This window comes from Pseudomonas sp. 57B-090624, from assembly GCF_003234055.1.
Lineage (GTDB): Bacteria > Pseudomonadota > Gammaproteobacteria > Pseudomonadales > Pseudomonadaceae > Metapseudomonas > Metapseudomonas tohonis.
On record NZ_QKRU01000016.1, the window covers coordinates 43552 to 65884 of the forward strand.

Genomic DNA, 22333 nt, shown 5'->3' on the forward strand with positions numbered 1-22333 from the left:
CCATGGACGAACACGACGACACCCCACTCGACGGCGACTTCCAGGAAGCCCTGGCCCGAGGCCTGCTGCCCATCCGCGACGTATCGCGCCTCACCGGCGTCAACCCGGTGACCCTGCGCGCCTGGGAGCGCCGCTACGGCCTGGTGCTGCCCCAGCGCACCGCCAAGGGCCACCGCCTCTATGCGCCCGAGCACGTGGCGCGCATCCGTGCGGTGCTCACCTGGCTCGACCGCGGCGTCCCCGTGGGCCAGGTGAAGGGCCTGCTGCGTGGTGGCCAGCATGCCGCCCTGGCCCCCTCGTCGCTGTGGGACGAGCAGCGCCACCAGCTGCTGGAAGCCATCGCCGCCCTGGCCGAACGGCGCCTCGACGAGCGCTTCAACGCGGCACTGTCCATCTACCCGCCGCTCACCCTTTGCCTGCAGTTGCTGCTGCCCCTGCTCGAAGCGCTGGAAGAGCGCTGGCGCGATGCCTACGGCGCACGCCTGGAGCGGGTGTTCTTCAACGCCTGGCTGCGCAGCAAGCTGGGAGCCCGCATCTACCACAACAACCGCCAGCATGGCGGTGCCCCGCTGCTGCTGCTGAACCCCTGCGAACAGCCCATGGCGCCCGGCCTGTGGCTGAGCGCCTGGCTGGCGAGCAACGCCGGTTGCGCCGTGGAGGTACTGGAATGGCCGATACCACCGGCCGAGCTGCCCCTGGCCATCGCCCGCATCGAACCCCGCGCCCTGCTGCTCTATGCCGAGCAGGCCCTGAACGGCACGAGCCTGGCCCGCCTGCTGGCCGACCCCGGTTGCCCGCTGGTACTGGCCGGGCCCGCCGTGCACATCCATCAGCGCGAGCTGGAGGAACTGGCCAGCCAGGGCATCCGCCCCCATCTCGCCGACGACCCGGTCGCGGCCCTGCAAACCCTGACCAGCCTCGGACTGCTGGCCAGGCATGAGGATCTTCCATGCGCCAATTGATGTGGTTCCGCTGCGACCTTCGCGTCCAGGACAACACCGCCTTGTCCGCCGCGATGGCGGCCGGGCCGACCCTCGCTCTCTACCTGATCACCCCCGGGCAGTGGCTGGAACACGACGATGCCCCCGCCAAGGTGGACTTCTGGTTGCGCAACCTCGTCGCGCTCCAGGCCGAGCTGGCACGCCTCAACGTGCCGTTGCTGGTGCGCCACGCCGAGCGCTGGGACCAGGCCGCGGAAGCCGTCGCCCGCCTCTGTCATGAACACCAGGTCGGCGCCGTCCACGTCAACGAGGAGTACGGCATCCACGAGAGCGCCCGCGACGCGGCGGTGAAGGCCCGGCTGCAGGCGGACGAGGTGCGCCTGCGCAGCCACCTCGACCAGTTGCTGTTCAAGCCCGGCAGCGTGCTGACCAAGAGCGACGGCTACTTCCAGGTCTTCAGCCAGTTCCGCAAGGTCTGCTACGCACGGCTGCACGCCGCCCTGCCCGGCTCCGCGCCGACGCCCGCCGTGCAGGCCCCGCTGGGGATCGAAAGCGACGCCATGCCCGCCTCGGTCCAGGGCTTCGCCACCCCGGCCACCGCGCTGCAGGCACTCTGGCCGGCCGGCGAGGCGCGCGCCCTCCAGCGCCTGGAAGCCTTCGCCGACCAGCAGATCGAGCACTACCAGGACGAACGTGACTTCCCCTCCCGCCCCGGCACCAGCCAGCTGTCGCCCTACCTCGCCGCGGGCGTGCTGTCGCCGCGCCAATGCCTGCATGCCGCGCTGCGCAGCAATCGGGGCGAGTTCGAATCGGGCAACGCCGGCGCCGTCACCTGGATCAACGAGCTGCTCTGGCGCGAGTTCTACAAGCACATCCTGGTGGGCTACCCGCGCGTCAGCCGCCATCGTGCCTTCCGCCCCGAAACCGAGGCGCTGCGCTGGCGCGACGCGCCAGAAGACCTGCACGCCTGGCAACAGGGGCGCACCGGCATCCCCATCGTCGACGCGGCGATGCGCCAGTTGCTGGCCACCGGCTGGATGCACAACCGCCTGCGCATGGTGGTGGCCATGTTCCTCACCAAGAACCTGCTGATCGACTGGCGCGAGGGCGAGCGCTGGTTCATGCGCCACCTGATCGACGGCGACCTGGCCGCCAACAACGGCGGCTGGCAGTGGAGCGCCTCCACCGGCACCGACGCAGCGCCCTACTTCCGCATCTTCAACCCGGTCAGCCAGTCCCAGCGCTTCGACCCGCAAGGCGTGTTCATCCGCCAATGGGTGCCGGAGCTGGCCGGCCTGGACGCCAAGGACATCCATGACCCGGCGGCCCGTGGCGGGCTGTTCCTGCCGGCAGGTTATCCACAGCCCGTGGTCGACCTTTCCTCCAGCCGCGACCGTGCCATCGCCGCCTTCCGCAACCTGCCCAAGGTGGCCGCATGAGCACCTTCCTCCACCGGTTCGCCGAGGACTTCGCCCGCCTGGGTCGCGACAACCTCGCGCTGCTCGACACGTTGTACAGCGAGGACGCGCAGTTCACCGACCCGCTGCACCACGTCGAAGGCCTGCCCGCCATCCGCCGGTACTTCGCCGGGCTCTACGAGAATGTCAGCGACCTGAGCTTCCGCTTCCATGGCTACGATCCGGTCGGCGAGGGCGAGGGCTACCTGCGCTGGACCATGACCTACCGCCACCCGCGACTGGACGGTGGCCGCCCCATCGCGGTCGAGGGCTGCTCGCACCTGCGCTGGGGCGAACGGGTGCACTACCACCGCGATTACTTCGATGCCGGCGCGCTGCTCTACGAGCATGTGCCGCTGCTGCGCGGGGCCATTGCACTGCTCAAGAGGCGACTGGGATGAACACGACCCGACGCATCTGGCTGACCGGCGCCAGCAGCGGGATAGGCGCCGAACTGGCCGAACTGCTGCTCCGCGACGGGCACCGGCTCGCCCTCAGCGCCCGCCGCAGCGGCCCGCTCGAAGCGCTGCAGCAACGCTTCCCCGAGCAGGTGCTGCTGGTACCGGGCGACCTGACCGACGCCGCCCAGGTCACGGCCATGGCCGAGCGCATCGCCCGGCACTGGGGCGCGCTGGATTGCGCGATCCTCAACGCCGGCACCTGCGAATACCTGGAGGCCGGGCAGTTCGACGCCGACCTGGTCGAGCGCGTGGTAGCGGCCAACCTGCTCGCCCCGGCGCGCTGCATCGAGGTCGCCCTGCCGTTGCTGCGCAAGGGCGAACGGCCGCACCTGGTCGGCGTGGTCAGCGCCGTCACCCACTTCGCCCTGCCTCGCGCAGAAGCCTATGGCGCTTCCAAGGCCGGCCTGCGCTACCTGCTGGAATCCCTGCGCGTTGACCTGGCCCACGAAGGCCTCGACGTCACCCTGGTCAGCCCCGGCTTCGTCGACACACCGCTGACCCAGCGCAACGACTTCCCCATGCCCTTGCGCTGGTCGACGCAACGCGCCGCGCGCCACATCGTCCAGCGGCTGCCACGGCGGCCGCTGGAAATCGCCTTCCCGGGCCCCTTCATCCTCGCCCTGCGCCTGCTCGCCCGACTGCCGGCGCGGCTGCGCCTGGCCCTGGGCCGACGCCTGGCCCGTAACGGAGCTCCCCAATGAAAGTCGCCATCATCGGCAGCGGCATTTCCGGCCTCACCTGCGCCTGGCTGCTGGCACGCCGGCACGACATCCAGCTGTTCGAGGCCAGCGACTGGATCGGCGGCCACACCCACACGGTGGACGTGCACCTGCACGGGCGTGACTACGCCGTGGACACCGGCTTCATCGTCTTCAACGACTGGACCTACCCCAACTTCATCCGCCTGATGGAGCGCCTGGGCGTGGCCAGCCAGCCCACCGAGATGAGCTTCTCGGTGCACGATCCCGCCAGCGGCCTGGAGTACAACGGCAACAACCTCAACAGCCTCTTCGCCCAGCGGCGCAACCTGCTCTCCCCAGGCTTCTGGGGCATGCTGCGGGAGATCCTGCGCTTCAACCACGACGCCCAGGCGGACCTCGACGCGGGCCGCATCAACCCGGCCATCACCCTCGGCGACTACCTGCGCCTGGGCGGCTATGGCGAGCGCTTCCGCGATCACTACCTGGTGCCGATGGGGGCGGCGATCTGGTCGATGCCGCTGGACGACATGCTGGCCTTCCCGCTGCAGTTCTTCGTGCGCTTCTTCAAGAACCACGGCCTGCTCTCGGTCAACGACCGCCCGCAGTGGCGGGTGATCAGCGGGGGCTCGCGCAGCTACGTGGCGCCACTGACGGCCAGCTTCGCCGACCGCATCCGCCTGTCCTGCCCGGTGACCCGGGTCGAGCGCGACGCCGAGGGCGTGACCCTGCACAGCGCCGCCGGCAGCGAGCGCTTCGACAAGGTGGTATTCGCCTGCCACAGCGACCAGGCACTGGCCCTGCTGGCCCAGCCGAGCGCAACCGAGGCCGAGGTGCTAGGCGCCCTGCCCTATGCCGACAACGAGGTGGTGCTGCACACCGACACCCGCCTGCTGCCGCGCCGGCCACTGGCCTGGGCCAGCTGGAACTACCGCCTGGGCGGCCCCCGCCAGCGTCCGGCGGCCGTGACCTACAACATGAACATCCTCCAGGGCATCCAGGCGCCGGAAACCTTCTGCGTCAGCCTCAACCAGGGCGAAGCCATCGACCCCGCGCGCATCCTCGCCCGCTTCAGCTACGCCCATCCGCAGTTCAGCCTCGAGGGCGTCCGCGCCCAGGCGCGCTGGGAGGAGATCAACGCCAAGCAGCACAGCTACTTCTGCGGTGCCTACTGGGGCAATGGCTTCCACGAGGACGGCGTGGTCAGCGCCCTGCGCGTGGCCCGAGAGTTCGGGGAATCCCTGTGAACAGTGCCCTCTACAGCGGCTGGGTCAGGCACCGGCGGCACCAGCCCCGGGCCCACGCCTTCCGCTACCGCATCGGCCTGTTGTACCTGGACCTGGACGAACAGGAGCAGGTGCTCGGCCTCTCGCCCCTGGCCGGGCACGGCCGCTTCAAGCCCTTCGCCTTTCGCGAGCGCGACTTCCTGCCGCAGTTCACCCGCACCGGCATGCGCCTCGCCGAGGCGGTGCGGCAGCGCGTGGGCGAGGCCCTGGGGCGGCGCCCCGAAGGCGCCATCCGCCTGCTGGCCCAGGCACGCAGCTGGGGGCTGGCCTTCAACCCGGCGACGTTCTTCTACTGCCATGACACCGAGGGGCGGCTGATGGCGATCCTCTGCGAGGTCACCAATACACCCTGGCGCGAGCGTTACCACTACGTGGTGCCGGTGCAGGGCGAGGCGCACCAGCGGGTGCGGGTCGACAAGGCCTTTCACGTCTCGCCCTTCCTGCCCCGCGAGCTGGAGTACCGCATGGCCTTCAGCCCGGTGGGCCAGCGCCTGGCGGTGCACATGGAGGACTGGCAGGGCGAGACGCGGCTGTTCGACGCGACCCTCGACCTGGAGCGCTGCGAACTCGACCGCGCCAGCCTGCACCGCTACCTCGCCAGCTTTCCCTGGATGACGGCCAAGACCGTCCTGGGCATCTACTGGCAGGCCCTGCGCCTGCTGCTCAAACGCCTGCCACTGTTCTCCCACCAGGCGGCGGACGGCGCCTACCGCGTCGCCACCACGTATTCGAAGGAGCGTATCCATGAAGAGCCCTAGCCTCGGCATCAAGCCGGGCCTGTTCAGCAATACCGGCCTGGCCGGCGGTCTGTTGCGCCGACTGGTGCTGGCCCAGCTGGAGCAGCTGCGCCACGGCCAGCTGACGATCCTGGAGGACGGCGAGGAGCGGGTCTACGGCGACGCCCAGGCCGAGCTCCGGGCGCGCATCGAGGTGCAGGACGCGGCGGTCTGGCCGCTGGTGGCGGCCAACGGCTCCATCGGCTCGGGCGAGGCCTACATCCACGGCTACTGGACCACCCCCGACCTCACCGCGGTGATCCGCGTGTTCGTCGCCAACCTGGATGTGCTCGACGGCATGGAGCGCGGCCTGGCATCGCTGGGGCGGCCGCTGGTGCAGGGCCTGCACTGGCTCAACCGCAATACCCGGGCCGGCTCGCGGCGCAATATTTCCGCCCACTACGACCTGGGCAACGACCTGTTCGAGCAGATGCTCGACCCGACCATGATGTATTCCGCCGCGCAGTTCGCCAGCCCCGATCAGAGCCTGGAGCAGGCGCAGCTGAACAAGCTCGCGCGCATCTGCCGCAAGCTCGAACTCAAGCCCGACGACCACCTGCTGGAGATCGGCACCGGCTGGGGCAGCATGGCGCTCTACGCCGCCACCCACCACGGCTGCCGGGTGACCACCACCACCCTGTCCCGCGAGCAGTACGCATACACCTGCCGGCGCGTCGAAGAGCAGGGCCTGCAGTCGCGGGTCACCGTCCTGCTGCAGGACTACCGCGACCTCGACGGGCGCTTCGACAAACTGGTCTCGATCGAGATGGTCGAGGCGGTCGGCCATCGCTTCCTGCCCACCTACTTCAGCCAGTGCGCGCGCCTGCTGGAAGACGACGGCCTGATGCTGCTGCAGGCCATCACCATCCGCGACCAGCGCTACGAGCAGGCCCGGCGCAGCGTCGACTTCATCCAGCGCTACATCTTCCCCGGCGGCGCCCTGCCCTCGGTGCAGAAGATGCTGGAGGTGATCACCCGCGACAGCGACATGAACCTGCTGCACATGGAGGACTTCGGCCTGCACTACGCGCGCACCCTGCGCCACTGGCACGACAACCTGCGCGCGGCGCGGGGCCGCCTGGAGCAACTGGGCTACGACGAGACCTTCTACCGGCTCTGGGAGTTCTACCTGTGCTACTGCGAGGGCGGCTTCCTGGAGCGCGCCATCGGTACCGCCCAGTTGCTGCTCGCCAAGCCCGGCGCTCGCCCCTCGCCCCTGCTCGGCCAACTGGATGCCTAGGCGCCTGGCCAATGCGGTGCTGTTCCAGGCGGGCTGGTTCGCCTGCCTGTTCGCCGCCGAGCAGCCGCTCCTGCTGCTGGTGGCGCCGGCGATCCTGGTGCTGCACTTCCTCTGCATCGGCAGCTGGGCCGCGGACGGGCGTCTGGTGATCGCGGTGGCGTTGCTCGGCAGCCTGCTGGACTGCCTGCTGCTCAACCTGGGGGTCTTCGACTTCGGCCATGGCGGGCGCCTGATCCCGCCCTGGCTGGCGCTGCTCTGGGCGCTGCTGGGCACCACGCTGAACCACTGCCTGGCCTGGACCGCACGCCCCTGGTGGCTCGCCGCCCTGCTGGGCGCCATCGCCGGGCCCTTGTCGTACCTGGCTGGCGCGCGCCTGGCGGGGGTCGGCCTGCCATTCGGCACACTGCCCAGCCTGCTGGTGCTGGCCCTGATCTGGGCGGCGCTGCTGCCGTTGCTGCACCAGTTGGCGAGGCGCCTGGGACGACCCGACGCGGGCAACTGATCGGCCCGGCCACCGTGCCGGGCGCCTTTGCCGTAGACTGCGCGCCCATGAATTCCTCGCACATTCCCCTCAGGCAGTTGCCTGCCACCCCCGCCGTCACCTGCTCCACCTGCGCCGCGTGCTGCTGCCAGCTGGAAGTGATGCTGATCACCGACACCGGCGTGCCCGAGCGCTTCATCGAGACGGACGAGTGGGGCGGCGACGTCATGGCGCGCCTGGACGACGGCTGGTGCGCCGCGCTGGACCGCGACACCATGCTCTGCAGCATCTACGAGAACCGCCCGCTGATCTGCCGCGAGTTCGAGATGGGCGAGGCCGATTGCCTGGAAGAACGCAGGGGCATCGACAGCGCCTATGGGCGCGCGGTCTGACCGGTACCTGGCACCCGGAAGGGTTCCGGGCTGCAGCAGGACAATCGCGAATGTGTTGGCTCTGCCTGGGTTAGCTGATGTGAACGTGAGGCGAAGCCTCGGTCCTTCCGGGTATTTATGACCTCCTGTCACGCCCACCGCGTGGGTTTCGCTTCGCTCTGCGCCACCCTACGCAAGCCACTGTGCCCGAGGGTATAGCGCACATCGATGAAGACTCCGGCGACGACAAACGCCCCTTTCAGGAGGCCGAGCGCAATCGTCGTTGCAGGGGTTGAGCGCTGCAGGCCAGGGATGGCACGCCGGGCACCTGTGACGACGATGGAGCGAGGGAAGTCTGGCGAAGCCAGACCCGTGTGCAGGGGCGAGCGCTTTGGGTTCCTTTCAAGCGGTTGGGCATTGCGGCGATTGTTAAAAGGGACTCGCCCGGCAAGGTGCTGGGTTATCCACAGGCCATAAAAAATGGCCAGCGTCAAGCCTTTCGTGCAAAACACGGGAGGCTTGAAACCATATATGGGGCAATAGGTTAGCTCTGTTTTATGCCGCTTGCAGGGGATGCGGTGTTGTGGACTGGGGGCCACATAAGAGCCTGTAGAAAGCAAGCCGAGTCGCGTTGTAGCGATGGAGATTGCCAAGAACTGGCAGGCCTGCTCGGTCACTTTAGCCCATTCCCTCGCAGCCTATCCAGAACGAAGAACGCGCAGCGTTGGGCTGCGCGTTCGAGTGATGGTCAATCTGGTTCCGGTGCACCTTCAGCTTGGGTTCGGCGGCAAGGACTTGTTGGCGTTTCCTTTCCTGAATCCCCGATCCCCCGCCATGAACGCCTCCAGCATGTGCGGGATCAGCGTCGAGGCATCGACCGCCTCGCCATACGCCTGCGCATGCAGCGCGGCGTAGCGGTCGAGATCGGCTTTCAAGCTGGCCGAGCAAGCGAAGGTCAGCTTGACGCTTTCGGTCTTGGGCAGCGGCCCCAGCCGCAGTTTCCTGGTCGAGCTCATCGCGAAGTCCCCTTGTTGAAGAACAGCGGCTGATAGGGCCGCAGCACCAGATCGCGGTTCACGATGATGCGCACTGGCAAGCCGGGACGGCTGGTCAGCGTGGGTTGGATGTTGAGGTTGCGCCGGGTCACTTCCTGGCCGACTTGGTTCACCGTGTCCTGCAGGCTGTCGCGCCCGGCGATGATGACGCGATCACCGTCCTGGCGGTTCTCGGGTGCGGCCAGTTCGGCACCGACGCCCAGCAGCGTCGTCAGCACGGCACCGGCAAAAATCCGATCCCAATGCCAGTCCACGTCGTCTTCCAGACCGGCATAGCCCGCCGGGTCGGTGCCGATCAGGTTGTCGAGCGTGAGCGAAGACGTGTCCGGCAGGATGATGCGGTTCCACACCACCTGCACGCGGCTCTGGCCGTAGCTGACCTGGCTGTTGTACTTGCCCAGGATGCGCGAACCCTGCGGGATCAGCAGGAACTTGCCTGTGGCCGTGTCGTAGATCGGCTCCGTCACCGTGGCGATCACGTCGCCCGGCAGGTCTGACTTGATGCCCGTCACCAGCGCACCTGCGATCACCGTTCCTGCCATGACTTGGTACGGCGATGCGGGCATTTGCAGGTTGCCGGAGTTACGGGTTTCCCTAGAGCCGCCTGTCAGGAACGCCTCTTTCTGGTCTTGCCGGTTCTGCACGGCAGTCGGATCAGCAGGCTGGGCCGCCGTCGAGGCTGGGCCAGCGGCCAGCGGATCGAAAGCGGCATTGGCAGCGAAGCCTGCCGCGGCAGCGACCTGCGACTGCGCCACGGGCGCAGCCTGCGGGGAACCCGTGCGGAAGAACACCGATGAAGCTGCCGCTGCTTCTTCTTCCTTGCGTAGCGCATCGTTGGGGTCGTAGCCGGGCGCGGCATAGGTGGCGGCAACTGGCTGCTGCGAATTGACGATGGCTGGCCCTAAATCGCCCGGCAGCGGTGGCCCGAGCTCCGGCACGTCGGGCGGCAGCGCTGGCAGCTTGGAATAGTCCGTCGGCAGCGCATCCAGCCCTTCCGACTTGGACACGCGATCCACGTTGTACAGCTCGGTAGACTCGCTCGCGCTGCGTTGCTGCGGTTGCAGCGACCAGATCAGTGCGCCCATCAGGCCGACCGACAGCCCGCCGGAGAGGATGGCCAGCGTGCGCCGGTTCAGGCGCGTGACCGGGCGCGGTTGGGCGCGCAGCGCCACCGCCTCGGGTGCCACCTTGTCCGCCTGCGGCGCGTCAAGGTCGGGGGTATCGTCCTGGCTCATGCTCAGTTCCTCCCAGCAATGCCATCCGTGCGCTCGATGCGCACCACGTCGCCCTTGTCGGCCCCTAGGCGCAGTTCGGCCGCACCGAACAGCCGATCCACGATGTAGTACGGCGAGCGGAAGCGGTAGTTCACCAGTTGCCCATGGCCCTGCGCGCCGATGACAAACAGCGGCGGCAGCTCGCCCTGGGCGATGCCTGCAGGAAACTGGATATAGACCTTCTCGCCATCGTCGAAGGCGCGCAGCGGCTTCCACGGTGGATTGCTGCCGCTGATTGCATAGCGAAACCGGATGTTCTCCAGCGACAAGCCTGCATCGACCGGCGCGGCAGCGTTGGCGGCTTGGGCCTGGCGCTGCAAGGCCAGCATTCGATCCTTGGGATAGTCCCAGGACACGGACGCCATCCATGCCTTGTCGGTCGAAGTCAGTTCCAGCAGGTACGTCCTGCGGCTGGTGGTGATGACCAGATTGGTCTTCAACCCGGAACGGATAGGCTTGACCAGCACATTGACGCGCAGATCGGCCCCGCTGCCGCTGGAGGTGTCGCCCACGATCCAGCGCACGGTATCGCCCGCAGCGACCGTCACCAGTTCCTCGCCGGGCTGGAGCGCGATCACGGTCACGCGGCCCACGGACGCATAGACCTGATACAGCGCGCCGTCAGTGAAGGGCCAGACCTGGATCGCATTGACGTAGCCCTCACGGGTCGGCGCAATGCGCGCCTCGGCATTGGCACGCGAAACGCGCACCTTCTCGTCGGCAGGCTCCGGTGAAGCCGGGGTCGCATCAACGTCCGGCAGCGGTTTCAACTGTCCGGGCAATGCCAACGGTTCGGGCACTGCCACCACTTCGATGGGCGTGGGCGGCTCGGGCAATGGCTGAGCCTGCACCGGCTCATCGAGCGAGATCACCGGCGGCGGCTTGCCCTGCGTGGCGCAGCCCGCAAACAGGACAGTCGATGCCAGCAGGATCACCGGCAATGCGGTTTTACGGAAACGTGCATTCATGGTTTGGCTCCTTCAGAAGAATCCAGTTCACGGCTCCACGACAAGCCATTGACGTAGATGCCCAGCGGGTTGCGGCGCAGGCGTTCTTCGGTGCGCGGGGTCTGCTGCACGATGGACACCACCGCCGTCCATCGCTCCAGCCCGGTCGCCGCGCCATTGACGTAGCGGCGCTCTGTCCAGCGCACGTTGAACGACGCCTCGCTGGCGCGAACCACACTGGTGATCTGCACCGTCACCGATTCCTTGCCGATGCGGGCAAACGGGTCATTCACCCGCGCATAGTCGTTGAGCACCGCCGCGCCACGATCGGTGGTGTAGTCGTAAGCATCGAGCCAGTTCTGGCGCACGACGATGGGGTCAATGGACAGCGAGCGCACCAGCGTCACGAAGCGCGCGATGTGGTGTGCCGTCTGCGCATCGGTGGGCCGATACGGCGTGGCCGCTTCGCCCACGGTGCGCACCTGGCCGGACTGATCGACCTCGATGACATAGGGCGTGACGATGGATTGGGCCGAGCGCCACACCAGGCCGCCGGCCATCAGCAATGCGAGCACCAGGCAGCCGAAGGCCATCAGCCGCCAGTTCTTGGCCTGCACGCGGGCCGAGCCGATGCGCTCGTCCCACACCTGGGCAGCGGCTTGATACGGAGTGGCAGGCTGCGGCGTATCGGCATAGCGCACCTGCGGTCGTTTGAATCGCATGGAGTTCTCCTTGAAAGTCAGCTATCGGAATCCCGCAGGCTCGGGCCTTGGCCCGAACCGCCGCCGTCGCCACCGCGCAGCGTGTGCGCGGCCGTAGTGGTGGCCTGTATGAGTCGTTGGCGGCGTTGCAGGTTTTTGGCCCAACCGGGCTGCTCTTGTTTTTGCGCGTTGGCTGTGTTGCCAGCGGCATCGCCTGCGGCGGCTGGCCCCGCAGTGCCACCGCCTGAGCCGCCATCGGCACCAGAGCCTTGCCAGCCTGCTTTGAATGGCGCTGCAGCCTTGGCCGCTGCTGCCTTGATGCCAGCACCAGCGCGCTGGCCAGCGGCCTGTGCGCCGCCCTTGGCAACACTGCCCAGCCCGGCCATCGCGCCCTTGGCTCCGCCGCCCGCAGCGGCGGAACCGGCCTGGAAAGCCGACTTCGCGCTGCCAGCCGCCGAGGTTGCAGCCCGCGCACCAGACCCGGCGAGCTTGGCGGCAGCCGGTGCCATGCGCGCACCGGCCATCACAGCACCGCCCACGCCGGTGGCTGCGGCACCTACGGCAACCGCCGCGCCTGCGGCACCAATCGCAGCACCAGCCATCGCGCCTGCGCCAAGCTGCGGTGCACCGGATACCAGCCCGGTGGCAATGCCCGGCCCGAAGATCCCCAACGCCAGCAGCGTGAGCGAGGCCAGCATGATGACCACCGCATGGTCGATGGACGGCTCGGCCGGATGCACTTGGAACTCGGCAAACAGGCCCGAGCCGATGCCAACGATGACGGCCAGCACCAGCACCTTGATGCCCGAGGACACCACGTTGCCCAGCACCTTTTCGGCGAGGAACGAGGTCTTGTTCCACAAGGCGAAAGGCACCAGCACGAAGCCCGCCAGCGTGGTCAGCTTGAACTCGATCAACGTGATGAAAAGCTGGATCGCCAGCACGAAGAAGCACAGGATCACCACGGCCCAGGCCAGGAACATGACCACGATGGGCGTCATGTTCACGAACACCTCGGGGAAGCCCGCCATGTCGCTGATCTGCTCAAGAATCGGCGCTGCCGCGTCGATGCCGGTCTTGGCCAGGCGGCCCGGTTGCAGAAATTCGCCCATGCTCATCGTCGAGCCGCTGGCCGTTAGGCCCAGGCCCGCGAACGAGCGGAAGACGATGCTGGCCAGCCAGTTGAAGTTGTTGATGATGTAGGCGAAGGCGCCGACGTAAAGCACCTTGCGCAGCAGTTTTGCGATCAAGTCATCGCCCTGGCCGGTGGCGTGGCTCATCGCCCAGTACAGCCCAGCGATGGTCATGTCGATGACGATCAGCGTGGCGGTCAGGAACGCGACTTCGCCCTGCAGCAGCCCAAAGCCCGAGTCGATGTAGCGCGAGAAGGTAGCGAGGAATCGGTCGATCACTGTCACGTCATTCATGGCACGTCCCCCTCGAAGGGCATGGCGTCCTGGTCACTGATGGGTGTGTCGAAGCTCGGTGGGATCGGCGGCAGATCGGCCAGCGTGTGGAACTCGTCAGGCCCGGTTTCACCGGCGAAGAAGCGCCGCCGGAAGGCTTCAGCCGCAGCCAGGCAAGCGTCTTCGCCTGCCGTAGCCCGGTCGGCTGCACACTGCGCACGCAAAACCTTGAGCCGCGCGGGATTGGCAGCCAAGGCTGCGGCCAGGTCTTCGGTCGGCTGCTGGCTGCAAGCGACCAGCAGCACGGGCAGCAGCAAGGAAACGCATCGCATGGCCGTCTCCCGTCAGTTGCCGTAGAAATCCACGCGCTGCGGCGTGTATGGCGTGCCGTCGCCTAGGAAGCGGCGCGTCACTTCCCGGCCGCGTTCGACAGCCGCTGCTTGGCGTGCCAGTTCCAGCGCGGCGGCGCGTTCCTGCGTGATCTGGAGCTGCTGCGCCTGGATCGACTGCTTGGCCTGCAAGGCCAGAAGCTGATTGGTCGCCTGCATGGCTTGCAGTGCGCCGGTGGCGGACTGACTCTGGCTGACCAGGTCGGACAGCGCGCTTTCGTCTTGCGCCAGGTTCTGCGACACCTGCGCCTGCATCCGCATCGCGGTATGCAGGCCGTTCAAGGTGTTCTTCCAGCGTTCCTGCGCGTCGCGCAGCATCTGGTCGCCGCTGACGGTCGCGGCGTACTGCTCCGGGTACAGCCGGGCGAAGGTGGCATCCATGCTCTGCACGTCGTAGGCCAGGCCGCGAGCCTCGGCGATCAGCCGCTCGGTGGTCGCCAGCGTCGAGCGCAGGCGATTGACGATGTTGAAGTCCAGATTCGTCAGATTGCGCGCCTGGTTCATCAGCATCTGCGCTTCGTTCTGAAGCTGGTTGATCTGATTATTGATCTGCTCCAGCGTGCGCACGGCGGTCAGCGTGTTCTGCACGAAGTTGGACGGGTCGAACACCGTCAGCGCGGATGCAGGCTGCACGGCCAGCAGCGATGCCGACAGCACGGCGGCGAGCGAGACGGACCGCAAACGGGGTTGGGTTTTCATGGTGAAACCTCCTGGGGTTGAGAAGCGAGGAAGGACGCTGCCGCCGGCGAGGACGGCAGCAGATCAGCGGCCCAATCGAGGCCACGATGACGCAGCCAGGCACCGGCGAAGCCCGGTGTGCCTGCGTCCAGCAGCACGCGATCCATGTCGCGTTGGTCTTGCGGAGTGGATGCCCCGGCGAAGGCCAAAGTTGCTGGCCCCAGGTCGAGGTCGAACAGGCGATTGCCCAGGCGCGATTGGTAGTAGTAGTCACGCTTGGGCTGCGCGGTCGCCACGATCTCGATCTGGCGGCTGTTGAGGCCGAAGCCCTCGTAGATCGTGCGGATCTGAGGCTCGGTCGCCTGTGGGTTAGGGAGAAAAATCCGGCTGGCGCAGCTTTCGATCACTGCCGGTGCAATACTTGAATCCTTGATGTCGGCCAGCGACTGCGTGGCGAAGATGACGCTGACGTTCTTCTTGCGCAGCGTTTTGAGCCACTGGCGGATGCGGGCAGCGAACACCGGATCATCGAGGAACAGCCAGGCTTCATCGAGGATCAACAGCGTGGGCGCGCCGTCGAAGCGTTCATCGAAGCGGGCGAACAGGTAGCCCAGCACGGCCAGCACTGCCGCCTTGCTGTGCATCAGCTCTTCCATCTCGAAGCCCTGCACGCTGCCGGAACCCAGCCGATCAGAATCGGCGTCCAGCAGCTTGCCGTGGGCACCACCCAGCACATAGGGCGCGAGCGCCTGGCGCAGTGCGTTCGATTGCAGCAGCACCGAGAGGCCCGTCAGCGTGCGCTGCTCCACCGGCGCGCCGGCGAGGCTGCCGAGTGCCGACCAGATCGCGGCCTTCTCGTCCGGGCCAATGGAGACACCTTCATGCAGCAGGCGGCCTTCCACCCATTCGGCGGCCCAGGTGCGGTAGCCCTCCTGGTCGATGCGGGCCAATGGCTGGAAAGCAATCGCCCCGTCATTGCCTAGGTCGTAATGCTCGCCGCCCAGCCCGAGGATTGTGGCACGCATGGAGCGGCCCATATCGAAGGCGAAGATGCGCGAGCCGGGATAGCGGCGAAACTGCATCGCCAGCGTAGCGAGCAAGACCGACTTGCCCATGCCGGTCGGCCCGGCGACCAGCGTGTGGCCCACGTCGCCGATGTGCGTGACCAAGCGAAAAGGCGTCGCGCCATCGGTGCGGGTGACGATCAACGGCGGGCCATCCAGATGCGCGTTCTTCTCCGGCCCGGCCCACACCGCTGACAGCGGCATCATGTGCGCCAGGTTCAGCGTCGAGACGATGGGCTGACGCACGTTGGCATAGGCATTGCCAGGGATGGACGACAGCCAGGCATCGACTGCATTGAGGGTCTCGGGGATGGTCACGAAGCCCCGGCCCTGGATGACGCGCTCCACCATGCGCAGCTTCTCGTCGGCTACGGCCGGGTCGGCATCGAGCACCGTCACAGTGACGGTGAGGTAGCCGAAAGCGACTTGATCGCTGCCCAGTTCCTGCAAGGCGGCATCGGCGTCGGCCGCCTTGTTGCTAGCATCGGTATCGACCAGCGGGCTTTCCTGCTGGAAGATCGTTTCGCGCAACAGCGCGACGACGTTCTTGCGTTTGGCAAACCACTGGCGGCGCAGGCGGCCGAGTTCTTTTTCCGCCTCAGCTTTGTCCAGGCACAAAAAGCGCGTGCTCCAGCGGTAGCCAAAGCCCAGGCGGTTGAGGTCGTCCAGAATCCCTGGCCACGTCGAAGTCGGAAAGCCTCGCACCGACACCACGCGCAGGTGCTGGTCGCCCAGCATGGGCGCCAGACCACCGACCAGGGCGCAGTCGGCCAACAGTGCGTCGATATGGAACGGCACGTCGGGCACACCGACGCGGTAGCGCCGCATGGACACCGTGGCGTGCAGGTAGCTCAGTGTCTGGCTGTCATCGAGCCAGGCGATTTCCGGCATCACGCCGTCGAGCAAGTCGAACACGCGATCCGTTTCCGCCACGAAGGCTTCCAGCCGCCCACGCCAGTCCACGCCATCGCCTGGCGGGTTCTCATAGAGCATTTTGGCGGCGCGGGCGCGGGACTCTTCTGGTGGAAGATAGGCAAGTGTGAAGTGATAGGCACTCTCAAAATGCTGGCCGGATTCCTCGAAGGCCGCGCGGCGTTCTTCATCCACCAGCCATGACAACGGCTCCGGGAATTCGGAGCGTGGATAGCCTGCTGCCGGGCGGCGCTCGGCTTCGATGAACAAGGCCCAGCCCGAACCAAGCCGGCGCAGTGCGTTGTTCAGCCGCGCTGATGTAGCTATTAGTTCGCCTTGCGTGGCGCTGTCCAGATCCGGCCCGCGAAAGCGTGCCGTGCGCTGGAACGAGCCATCCTTGTTCAGTACCACGCCCGTCGCGATCAGCCCGGCCCAAGGCAACCAGTCGGCCAAGAGCGCTGGCCGCTGGCGGTATTCGGCAAGGTTCAGCATGTCGGCTTCTCCCTATGCGTCCAGCAGCGGCTTGTGTTTGATGTGCCGGGCGAAGACCTGCATGAACTGCGGATCGACACGCGCCCCCCAAACCGCCAGCGAATGGCCGACGATCCACATCACCACGCCGGGAATCCACAGTTGCAGGCCCAGCCCGACGGCGGCGGCTAGCGTGCCGTTGGCGATCGCTACGGTGCGCGGCGCACCGCCCAGCAGGATCGGCTCGGTCAGTGAGCGATGCAGCGGCACTTCAAACCCCGGAAGATCGGTGGCCGTGCTCATACGACGGCCCCGCCGGAGAAGCTAAAGAACGACAGGAAGAAGCTCGAAGCCGCGAAGGCGATGGACAGGCCGAAGACGATCTGAATCAGCTTGCGGAAGCCACCGCTGGTATCACCGAAGGCCAGCGCCAGGCCCGTCGCAATAATGATGATGACCGCGACGATGCGAGCCACCGGCCCCTGGATCGACTCCAAAATGGATTGCAGCGGGCCTTCCCACGGCATCGAGGAACCGGCCGCCTGCGCGGTTCCGGCCAGGAACAGCAGCAGCGCTGCCAGCAGCAGCCCTTGCCGTGCGGGGCGGGCCAGGCTACGCAGTCGTGCCAGGCTGGACAGGTGGGAAAGCGGATTTACGGAAAAGCGGAAAGCAGGAACGTGCATCTGCGTCATGGCAGTTCTCCAGGTTGGTCAGGGATCGAGGAAGGCGCAGCGGCAGCGGCTGCAAGAGGAACCGGCGGAAGCTCGGAGAACGGTGCTTCCAGCGCATCCGCCAGGCGGTAGCCCTCGCCGTCGAAACCGACGACGCGAGAAATGGTTTCGACGTGGCGCTTGCGTCCACGGCCTGCGATGTGGATCACGACATTGACCGCCTCGGCGATCAGGGCGCGGGGCGGATGCACCGCCACTTCGAGGATCAGTTGTTCCAGGCGCAGCAGCGCACCCAAGGCGGAGCCGGCATGGATGGTGGCGATGCCACCGGGGTGGCCAGTGCCCCAGACCTTCACCAGATCCAGCGCTTCGCCGCCGCGCACTTCGCCGACGATCACGCGATCCGGGCGCAGCCGCATCGTGGCGCGCACCAGCTCTTGCATCGACACCACGCCTGCGCGGGTGCGCAGCGGCACATGGTCACGGGCAGCGCATTGCAGTTCGATGGTGTCTTCGAGCACCAGTACGCGGTCGCCGGTGGCGGCGATCTCGGCCAGCAAGGCATTGGCCAGCGTGGTCTTGCCGGTACTGGTGCCTCCGGCGATTAGGATGTTGTGCCGCTCGCGCACGGCGTGACGCAGAAACTCGGCCTGCCCAGCAGTCAGGATGCCTTCGGCCACATAGCGATCCAGACCGATGATGCTCACGGCACGCTTGCGCAGCGCAAAGGCCGGGCCAGGTGCAGCGGGCGGCAAGATGCCCTCGAAGCGTTCGCCCGTCTCCGGCAGCTCGGCAGTCAAGAGCGGTTGGCCGCGATGTACCTCCGCACCGACGTGGGCGGCCACCAGGCGGATGATGCGTTCGCCATCGGCCTCGGGCAGTTCGACGCCGAGCGGCGCACGGCCAGAGGACAGCCGATCCACCCACAATGTCCGGTCGGGGTTAAGCATCACCTCCACAACGTCCGGGTCTTCCAGCGCAGCAGCGATCACCGGCCCCATCGCCGTGCGCAGCATCTGGATGCGGCGATCCTGGGACGCCTCAGCGGATGAGCGTGGATCGGGCGGGGTCTGTGGAACGGCACTCATGACGCACGCTCCGCTGTGCGTTGATGGGCTTCGGCCAACGCCGCCGCGTCGTCCATGCGCATGCCGAACTCACGACCTTGGGGGTGCAGTTCTTCCACCACGTCGCGCACCAGGTTGCGGCCACGCATCAGGTGCCGACCCAACTGTTCGACGAACTGCTCGAAACGAGCCTTGCCCTGAGCGCGAGCCGCATCCTGATGGGCTTCGGGCACCGGCGTACTGACGGTCAGGTAGTAGCGGATGAACAGCGCCAGCGTTTCGATCTGGATGTTCTGGTCACGCTCCAGACGCTCGGCCTGCCGCGACAGACGATCCAGCCGCTTGGCGATGGCGGCCTCACGCTGGTCGCCAGCATCGGGCGACAGCCAGGACGCCAAGGCAGCGGCGACGATGCTGGACTTCGAGACGCCTTTCTTCGTGGCTAGCTCGTCCAGGCGCTTGGCGTGCTCGTGCTGAATGAACAGGTTCAATCGGTATTGGCTCATAGGTTGATTCCGTCGTTGGGGTCGAGAGAAGCCAGTCGCGCCGTGCGTTGCAGTGCGGGGTCGAGCTGGTCGGGAAGCACCGGGGGCATGTCGTCGTCATCGAGCAGCGACAGATCGCTGGTCGGGGCGTCCATCTCGGGGGCATAGGCGATGGCTTCCGACAGTTCGGGCTGGCGGCGTGGGCCGCCGTCGTCAGTCGAGCCCAAGGCCTCCAGGTCATCGGCGGATGCCGTGGCCGGTGCCGCAGGAACCGCGGGTATTGCCAGGCCGCTCCAATCGTCAGGTCGTGCAGGCGGTACATCGGCGTAGGGGCCAGCCGTTACTACAGGCGGGGGCAATACCCGTTGTTTGAAATTGGCGTCGGCGAAGTAGCGCAGCTTCTTCGCCTTGATCGGTGCGACGCTGGACACCATCACCACCGCTTCATCGGTCGGTAGTTGCATCACTTCGCCCGGCGTCAGCAGCGGACGTGCGGTTTCCTGGCGTGACACCATCAGGTGCCCCAGCCACGGTGCAAGCCGGTGGCCTGCGTAGTTGCGCTGGGCGCGCAACTCAGTGGCGGTGCCCAAAGTTTCTGAAATACGCTTGGCGGTTCGTTCGTCGTTGGTGGCGAAGGTCACGCGCACATGGCAGTTGTCCAGAATCGAATGGTTCTGCCCGTACGCCTTGTCGATCTGGTTGAGCGACTGCGCGATCAGAAAGCTGCGGATGCCGTAGCCCGCCATGAAGGCCAGCGCCGTCTCGAAGAAGTCCAGACGGCCAAGCGCCGGGAACTCATCGAGCATCAGCAGCAGCTTGTGCCGGCGCTCGATACCGTCACTGCCATCGAGCGATTCGGTGAGCCGCCGGCCGATCTGGTTGAGGATCAGCCGGATCAGCGGCTTGGTGCGCGAAATGTCGGAAGGCGGCACTACCAGATACAGCGATACCGGATACTCTGCTGCGATCAGGTCGCCGATGCGCCAGTCGCAGCGCGAAGTGACTTCCGCCACGGTCGGATCACGGTACAGACCAAGGAACGACATGGCGGTGGACAGCACGCCCGACCGCTCGTTGTCCGACTTGTTGAGCACTTCGCGGGCAGCGGATGCAACGACGGGATGCTGGGCACCGCCCAGGTGCTTGGTCGTCATCATCCGGTGCAAGGTCAGCTCGAACGGGCTGGCCGGATCACTGAGGAAGTTGGCGACGCCGCGCAGCGTCTTGTCTTCCCCCGCGTACAGCACATGCAGGATCGCCCCGACCAGCAGCGCGTGGCTGGTCTTTTCCCAGTGGTTGCGTTTCTCCAGCGCGCCTTCGGGATCGACCAGGATATCGGCGATGTTCTGCACGTCGCGTACCTCATGCGCGCCGCGCCTTACTTCCAGCAGCGGGTTGTAGGCCGCTGAACTGGCATCGGTCGGGTTGAACAGCAGGCAGTGGCTGAATCGACTGCGCCAGCCAGCGGTGATCTGCCAGTTCTCACCCTTTATGTCATGGATGACGGCGGATGCCGGCCAGGACAGCAGCGTCGGCACCACCAGGCCCACGCCCTTGCCGGAGCGCGTCGGCGCAAAGGTCAGGACGTGTTCCGGCCCTTCGTGCCGCAGGTAGTGGCCGTCATGCTGGCCGAGAAAGACGCCAGCAGGCTGCGTCAGCCCGGCCTTGCGAATGTCGGCGGCATCGGCCCAGCGGGCCGAGCCATAGGTCGTCACTTTGCGCGCCTGGCGCGAGCGCCACACCGACATGGCGATGGCGACCGCCACGGCCAGCAGGCCGCTGCTTGCCGCGATCATGCCGCCGGTGTCGAAGACCTGCGGCGCGTAGGCATCGAAGAAGAACCACCACTCGAAAAGCTTCCACGGGTAATAGACCGGCTTGCCGTGGAAGTCGAACCAGGGCGAGCCCAGGCGTAGTTGGTAGCCCAAGGCTGCGGCTGTCCATTGCGTGGCAACCCACACACCGGCGATCACGATGCCGAACACGGCGGCGATCTGCCCGAACAACACACCTTGAGCCTGCATACCTTGGCCTCCGATTTCTCCTGCGCTGATTCCCCGTGGAAAACGCGGCACGAAGGCGTGCCGCAGACGTCAGGATCGGTGTCGGTTCAGTGCCGGTCAAAGACCGTTATCGGCAGCAAGGTGATGCAGAAAGCATGGTTTCATGCAGGGACAAAGCCAATAAAAACGCCGCAGGCATGAGCGCGCTGCGGCGTGTTAAGAAAGAAAAACAGGATATGCGGCAAGCCGCCAACGGTCAGAACTTCGGCGGCGTTTCCGATGGCGTGTAAGGCACCTTGCCGTCGCCGAAGAAGCGCTTGTTCGTCGCTTCGGCCACCCGGTTGCACAGCACGTCGCCCATCGTCGGGCGCTCGGTCTTGCACTGGAGGCGCAGTTCCTTCAAGCGCTCGGGATCGGCGGCCAGCTCTTCGACGGTCGGCACAATAGCTTCCTGGTTCGACGGCTCGGATGGGCCGCAGGCGGTGATTGCAGCAACCAGCAAGAACGGGGCAATCAGCTTCAAAATCATGATCCGACATCCTCTCGCAGATAGGGTTTAAAACGTGGGTTTTTCCGTCCCTTCGGGAGAGTCGATTGCGTGGACGCGCTGTTTGAATCGTGTCACCGATTCGGTGAACTCGTCCTCGCGGTACAGCACATACGTAACGAGCATGGGAGTTCGCCCTGCCAGCGAACGGGCGACTACGCCGGGTTCGCGGCTACCTGTGATATGTGGCGCTCCGGCTAAACCCAAGGCAAAGCCTGCTGCCACTAGCGCCATCATTAGGTCGAAGGACGCAACACGTTCTGCAATCAGCGGTTCCAGGCCTGCTCGCTGAAGCATGCCGTCAACCTGCCGGGCATGCCCTTCGCAAATCGAAGGATCACAAAGCACTAGTGGATGACGCAGAACCTCTTCAAGCGGAATGCGCTTGTACCTGAGCAATGGATGCCGCGCAGGCACTGCCACCATTAACGCATCACGCCACGCCGCCTCGGCTACGATACCTTGGCCGACTTTGTTCCACTGCGCAAACCCAACATCGTATAGATCGTCATGTAGCCCCTTGATCTGTTGAGAAAGCGGCACCTCGAAAAGGCGCAAATCGACTTCGGGTTCCTCCTGCCGACATAGCGCGAGTAACGTCGGTAAACGTGAAGGCGTGATGCCGTCAGACAGAGCGATGCGCAGTTGCCCATGAAAGCCATTGGCCGCTGCCTTAACGCTATCGCGAGCCTGCTGTAAGGCCGTGAAGATGCGAGGAACATGCTCGAGGAAAAGCTTCCCTGCCCGTGTCAATCGAGTGCTGCGGCTAGTACGGATGAATAGCTGCTCGCCGACATCAGCTTCTAGTTCTTTAATGGTGCGCGATAACGGCGATTGCTCGATGTGTAGTTTTTCAGCGGCGCGTGCGAAGTGCAGTTCTTCTGCGACGGCCAAGAAGCAGCGTAGATGACGCAATTCCATAGGAATCTCCCTGTCCATAGGCGCGTGGCCA

At 66.3% G+C, this 22333-nt stretch carries 26 protein-coding genes; 10 read left to right on the top strand and 16 right to left on the bottom strand.

The window, feature by feature from the left end; all coding sequences use genetic code 11:
* Positions 1–2 precede the first annotated feature (2 nt).
* From DMX10_RS10140 to DMX10_RS10180, 9 genes are read left to right on the top strand one after another with little or no spacing between them, the layout of a single operon-like run.
* Positions 3–962, top strand: a complete 960-nt coding sequence (locus DMX10_RS10140; RefSeq protein WP_111260974.1) for a MerR family transcriptional regulator — start codon at positions 3–5, stop codon at positions 960–962.
* A complete protein-coding gene (phrB, locus tag DMX10_RS10145; RefSeq protein WP_111260975.1) occupies positions 950–2380 on the top strand; it encodes a deoxyribodipyrimidine photo-lyase in 1431 nt (476 codons plus the stop codon). Before DMX10_RS10140 ends, phrB begins: the two co-directional genes overlap by 13 nt.
* Positions 2377–2799 (top strand): nuclear transport factor 2 family protein, encoded by a 423-nt coding sequence (locus DMX10_RS10150; RefSeq protein WP_111260976.1) that lies wholly within the window; start codon positions 2377–2379, stop codon positions 2797–2799. The genes phrB and DMX10_RS10150 overlap by 4 nt, the downstream gene beginning before the upstream one ends.
* A complete protein-coding gene (locus tag DMX10_RS10155; RefSeq protein WP_111260977.1) occupies positions 2796–3560 on the top strand; it encodes an SDR family oxidoreductase in 765 nt (254 codons plus the stop codon). The genes DMX10_RS10150 and DMX10_RS10155 overlap by 4 nt, the downstream gene beginning before the upstream one ends.
* Complete coding sequence (locus DMX10_RS10160) at positions 3557–4804, top strand: NAD(P)/FAD-dependent oxidoreductase (protein ID WP_111260978.1); 1248 nt, start codon at positions 3557–3559, stop codon at positions 4802–4804. Before DMX10_RS10155 ends, DMX10_RS10160 begins: the two co-directional genes overlap by 4 nt.
* Positions 4801–5601 carry a DUF1365 domain-containing protein gene (locus DMX10_RS10165; protein ID WP_111260979.1) on the top strand — a complete coding sequence of 267 codons (801 nt, stop codon included), beginning with the start codon at positions 4801–4803 and terminating at the stop codon, positions 5599–5601. The genes DMX10_RS10160 and DMX10_RS10165 overlap by 4 nt, the downstream gene beginning before the upstream one ends.
* Entirely contained in the window at positions 5588–6859 is a 1272-nt protein-coding gene (locus DMX10_RS10170; RefSeq protein ID WP_111260980.1) for a cyclopropane-fatty-acyl-phospholipid synthase family protein, read from the top strand. The genes DMX10_RS10165 and DMX10_RS10170 overlap by 14 nt, the downstream gene beginning before the upstream one ends.
* Complete coding sequence (locus tag DMX10_RS10175; RefSeq protein ID WP_111260981.1) at positions 6852–7361, top strand: DUF2878 domain-containing protein; 510 nt, start codon at positions 6852–6854, stop codon at positions 7359–7361. Before DMX10_RS10170 ends, DMX10_RS10175 begins: the two co-directional genes overlap by 8 nt.
* A 47-nt stretch (positions 7362–7408) precedes the next feature.
* Entirely contained in the window at positions 7409–7732 is a 324-nt protein-coding gene (locus tag DMX10_RS10180; protein ID WP_111260982.1) for a YkgJ family cysteine cluster protein, read from the top strand.
* A 128-nt stretch (positions 7733–7860) separates the two neighbouring features.
* On the opposite strand, the gene DMX10_RS32385 is transcribed toward DMX10_RS10180, so the two are convergent.
* The 14 genes from DMX10_RS32385 to DMX10_RS10245 form a co-directional block, all read right to left on the bottom strand.
* A complete protein-coding gene (locus tag DMX10_RS32385; RefSeq protein ID WP_146602996.1) occupies positions 7861–8388 on the bottom strand; it encodes a hypothetical protein in 528 nt (175 codons plus the stop codon).
* A 93-nt stretch (positions 8389–8481) separates the two neighbouring features.
* The gene (locus tag DMX10_RS10185) at positions 8482–8727 is read right to left on the bottom strand and encodes a DUF2274 domain-containing protein (protein ID WP_019043472.1); all 246 of its coding nucleotides are present in this window, start codon (positions 8725–8727) and stop codon (positions 8482–8484) included.
* Positions 8724–10001 carry a TrbI/VirB10 family protein gene (locus DMX10_RS10190; RefSeq protein ID WP_019043471.1) on the bottom strand — a complete coding sequence of 426 codons (1278 nt, stop codon included), beginning with the start codon at positions 9999–10001 and terminating at the stop codon, positions 8724–8726. The genes DMX10_RS10185 and DMX10_RS10190 overlap by 4 nt, the downstream gene beginning before the upstream one ends.
* 2 nt (positions 10002–10003) lie before the next feature.
* Complete coding sequence (gene trbG, locus DMX10_RS10195; protein ID WP_023083099.1) at positions 10004–11008, bottom strand: P-type conjugative transfer protein TrbG; 1005 nt, start codon at positions 11006–11008, stop codon at positions 10004–10006.
* Entirely contained in the window at positions 11005–11709 is a 705-nt protein-coding gene (trbF, locus tag DMX10_RS10200) for a conjugal transfer protein TrbF (protein WP_019043469.1), read from the bottom strand. Before trbF ends, trbG begins: the two co-directional genes overlap by 4 nt.
* 17 nt (positions 11710–11726) lie before the next feature.
* Positions 11727–13115, bottom strand: coding sequence for a P-type conjugative transfer protein TrbL (gene trbL / locus DMX10_RS10205; RefSeq protein WP_019043468.1), 1389 nt, complete (start codon positions 13113–13115; stop codon positions 11727–11729).
* Positions 13112–13426 carry a hypothetical protein gene (locus DMX10_RS10210; protein WP_023083100.1) on the bottom strand — a complete coding sequence of 105 codons (315 nt, stop codon included), beginning with the start codon at positions 13424–13426 and terminating at the stop codon, positions 13112–13114. Before DMX10_RS10210 ends, trbL begins: the two co-directional genes overlap by 4 nt.
* A gap of 12 nt (positions 13427–13438) precedes the next feature.
* The gene (trbJ, locus tag DMX10_RS10215) at positions 13439–14182 is read right to left on the bottom strand and encodes a P-type conjugative transfer protein TrbJ (RefSeq protein ID WP_023083101.1); all 744 of its coding nucleotides are present in this window, start codon (positions 14180–14182) and stop codon (positions 13439–13441) included.
* Positions 14179–16629, bottom strand: a complete 2451-nt coding sequence (gene trbE / locus DMX10_RS10220) for a conjugal transfer protein TrbE (RefSeq protein ID WP_019043465.1) — start codon at positions 16627–16629, stop codon at positions 14179–14181. Before trbE ends, trbJ begins: the two co-directional genes overlap by 4 nt.
* A 12-nt stretch (positions 16630–16641) precedes the next feature.
* Entirely contained in the window at positions 16642–16911 is a 270-nt protein-coding gene (locus DMX10_RS10225) for a VirB3 family type IV secretion system protein (RefSeq protein WP_019043464.1), read from the bottom strand.
* Positions 16908–17300: a TrbC/VirB2 family protein gene (locus tag DMX10_RS10230; protein WP_019043463.1), complete on the bottom strand. Its 393-nt coding sequence runs from the start codon at positions 17298–17300 to the stop codon at positions 16908–16910. The genes DMX10_RS10225 and DMX10_RS10230 overlap by 4 nt, the downstream gene beginning before the upstream one ends.
* A complete protein-coding gene (gene trbB / locus DMX10_RS10235) occupies positions 17297–18367 on the bottom strand; it encodes a P-type conjugative transfer ATPase TrbB (protein WP_019043462.1) in 1071 nt (356 codons plus the stop codon). Before trbB ends, DMX10_RS10230 begins: the two co-directional genes overlap by 4 nt.
* On the bottom strand, positions 18364–18852 hold the full coding sequence (locus tag DMX10_RS10240; protein WP_024570448.1) for a CopG family transcriptional regulator: 489 nt from the start codon (positions 18850–18852) through the stop codon (positions 18364–18366). The genes trbB and DMX10_RS10240 overlap by 4 nt, the downstream gene beginning before the upstream one ends.
* Positions 18849–20855 (bottom strand): conjugal transfer protein TraG, encoded by a 2007-nt coding sequence (locus DMX10_RS10245; protein ID WP_019043460.1) that lies wholly within the window; start codon positions 20853–20855, stop codon positions 18849–18851. Before DMX10_RS10245 ends, DMX10_RS10240 begins: the two co-directional genes overlap by 4 nt.
* 89 nt (positions 20856–20944) lie before the next feature.
* On the opposite strand from DMX10_RS10245, the gene DMX10_RS32390 reads away from it, so the two are divergent.
* Positions 20945–21124, top strand: coding sequence for a hypothetical protein (locus tag DMX10_RS32390; protein ID WP_060446475.1), 180 nt, complete (start codon positions 20945–20947; stop codon positions 21122–21124).
* Here the strand turns inward: DMX10_RS32390 and DMX10_RS10250 are convergent.
* Positions 21091–21357: an EexN family lipoprotein gene (locus DMX10_RS10250; RefSeq protein WP_024570447.1), complete on the bottom strand. Its 267-nt coding sequence runs from the start codon at positions 21355–21357 to the stop codon at positions 21091–21093. The two genes, DMX10_RS32390 and DMX10_RS10250, sit on opposite strands and share 34 nt — an antisense overlap.
* Before the next feature lie 33 nt (positions 21358–21390).
* Positions 21391–22302, bottom strand: a complete 912-nt coding sequence (locus DMX10_RS10255; protein ID WP_023083103.1) for a LysR family transcriptional regulator — start codon at positions 22300–22302, stop codon at positions 21391–21393.
* Positions 22303–22333: the final 31 nt, after the last annotated feature.

What these genes read in the sequence shown, in the direction of transcription:
- DMX10_RS10140 (WP_111260974.1), top strand. Translation starts at nt 3, where the DNA reads ATGGACGAACACGACGACACCCCACTCGACGGCGACTTCCAGGAAGCC.
- phrB (WP_111260975.1), top strand. Translation starts at nt 950, where the DNA reads ATGCGCCAATTGATGTGGTTCCGCTGCGACCTTCGCGTCCAGGACAAC.
- DMX10_RS10150 (WP_111260976.1), top strand. Translation starts at nt 2,377, where the DNA reads ATGAGCACCTTCCTCCACCGGTTCGCCGAGGACTTCGCCCGCCTGGGT.
- DMX10_RS10155 (WP_111260977.1), top strand. Translation starts at nt 2,796, where the DNA reads ATGAACACGACCCGACGCATCTGGCTGACCGGCGCCAGCAGCGGGATA.
- DMX10_RS10160 (WP_111260978.1), top strand. Translation starts at nt 3,557, where the DNA reads ATGAAAGTCGCCATCATCGGCAGCGGCATTTCCGGCCTCACCTGCGCC.
- DMX10_RS10170 (WP_111260980.1), top strand. Translation starts at nt 5,588, where the DNA reads ATGAAGAGCCCTAGCCTCGGCATCAAGCCGGGCCTGTTCAGCAATACC.
- DMX10_RS10175 (WP_111260981.1), top strand. Translation starts at nt 6,852, where the DNA reads ATGCCTAGGCGCCTGGCCAATGCGGTGCTGTTCCAGGCGGGCTGGTTC.
- DMX10_RS10180 (WP_111260982.1), top strand. Translation starts at nt 7,409, where the DNA reads ATGAATTCCTCGCACATTCCCCTCAGGCAGTTGCCTGCCACCCCCGCC.
- DMX10_RS10185 (WP_019043472.1), bottom strand. Translation starts at nt 8,727, where the DNA reads ATGAGCTCGACCAGGAAACTGCGGCTGGGGCCGCTGCCCAAGACCGAA.
- DMX10_RS10190 (WP_019043471.1), bottom strand. Translation starts at nt 10,001, where the DNA reads ATGAGCCAGGACGATACCCCCGACCTTGACGCGCCGCAGGCGGACAAG.
- trbG (WP_023083099.1), bottom strand. Translation starts at nt 11,008, where the DNA reads ATGAATGCACGTTTCCGTAAAACCGCATTGCCGGTGATCCTGCTGGCA.
- trbF (WP_019043469.1), bottom strand. Translation starts at nt 11,709, where the DNA reads ATGCGATTCAAACGACCGCAGGTGCGCTATGCCGATACGCCGCAGCCT.
- trbL (WP_019043468.1), bottom strand. Translation starts at nt 13,115, where the DNA reads ATGAATGACGTGACAGTGATCGACCGATTCCTCGCTACCTTCTCGCGC.
- DMX10_RS10210 (WP_023083100.1), bottom strand. Translation starts at nt 13,426, where the DNA reads ATGCGATGCGTTTCCTTGCTGCTGCCCGTGCTGCTGGTCGCTTGCAGC.
- trbJ (WP_023083101.1), bottom strand. Translation starts at nt 14,182, where the DNA reads ATGAAAACCCAACCCCGTTTGCGGTCCGTCTCGCTCGCCGCCGTGCTG.
- trbE (WP_019043465.1), bottom strand. Translation starts at nt 16,629, where the DNA reads ATGCTGAACCTTGCCGAATACCGCCAGCGGCCAGCGCTCTTGGCCGAC.
- DMX10_RS10225 (WP_019043464.1), bottom strand. Translation starts at nt 16,911, where the DNA reads ATGAGCACGGCCACCGATCTTCCGGGGTTTGAAGTGCCGCTGCATCGC.
- DMX10_RS10230 (WP_019043463.1), bottom strand. Translation starts at nt 17,300, where the DNA reads ATGACGCAGATGCACGTTCCTGCTTTCCGCTTTTCCGTAAATCCGCTT.
- trbB (WP_019043462.1), bottom strand. Translation starts at nt 18,367, where the DNA reads ATGAGTGCCGTTCCACAGACCCCGCCCGATCCACGCTCATCCGCTGAG.
- DMX10_RS10240 (WP_024570448.1), bottom strand. Translation starts at nt 18,852, where the DNA reads ATGAGCCAATACCGATTGAACCTGTTCATTCAGCACGAGCACGCCAAG.
- DMX10_RS10245 (WP_019043460.1), bottom strand. Translation starts at nt 20,855, where the DNA reads ATGCAGGCTCAAGGTGTGTTGTTCGGGCAGATCGCCGCCGTGTTCGGC.
- DMX10_RS10255 (WP_023083103.1), bottom strand. Translation starts at nt 22,302, where the DNA reads ATGGAATTGCGTCATCTACGCTGCTTCTTGGCCGTCGCAGAAGAACTG.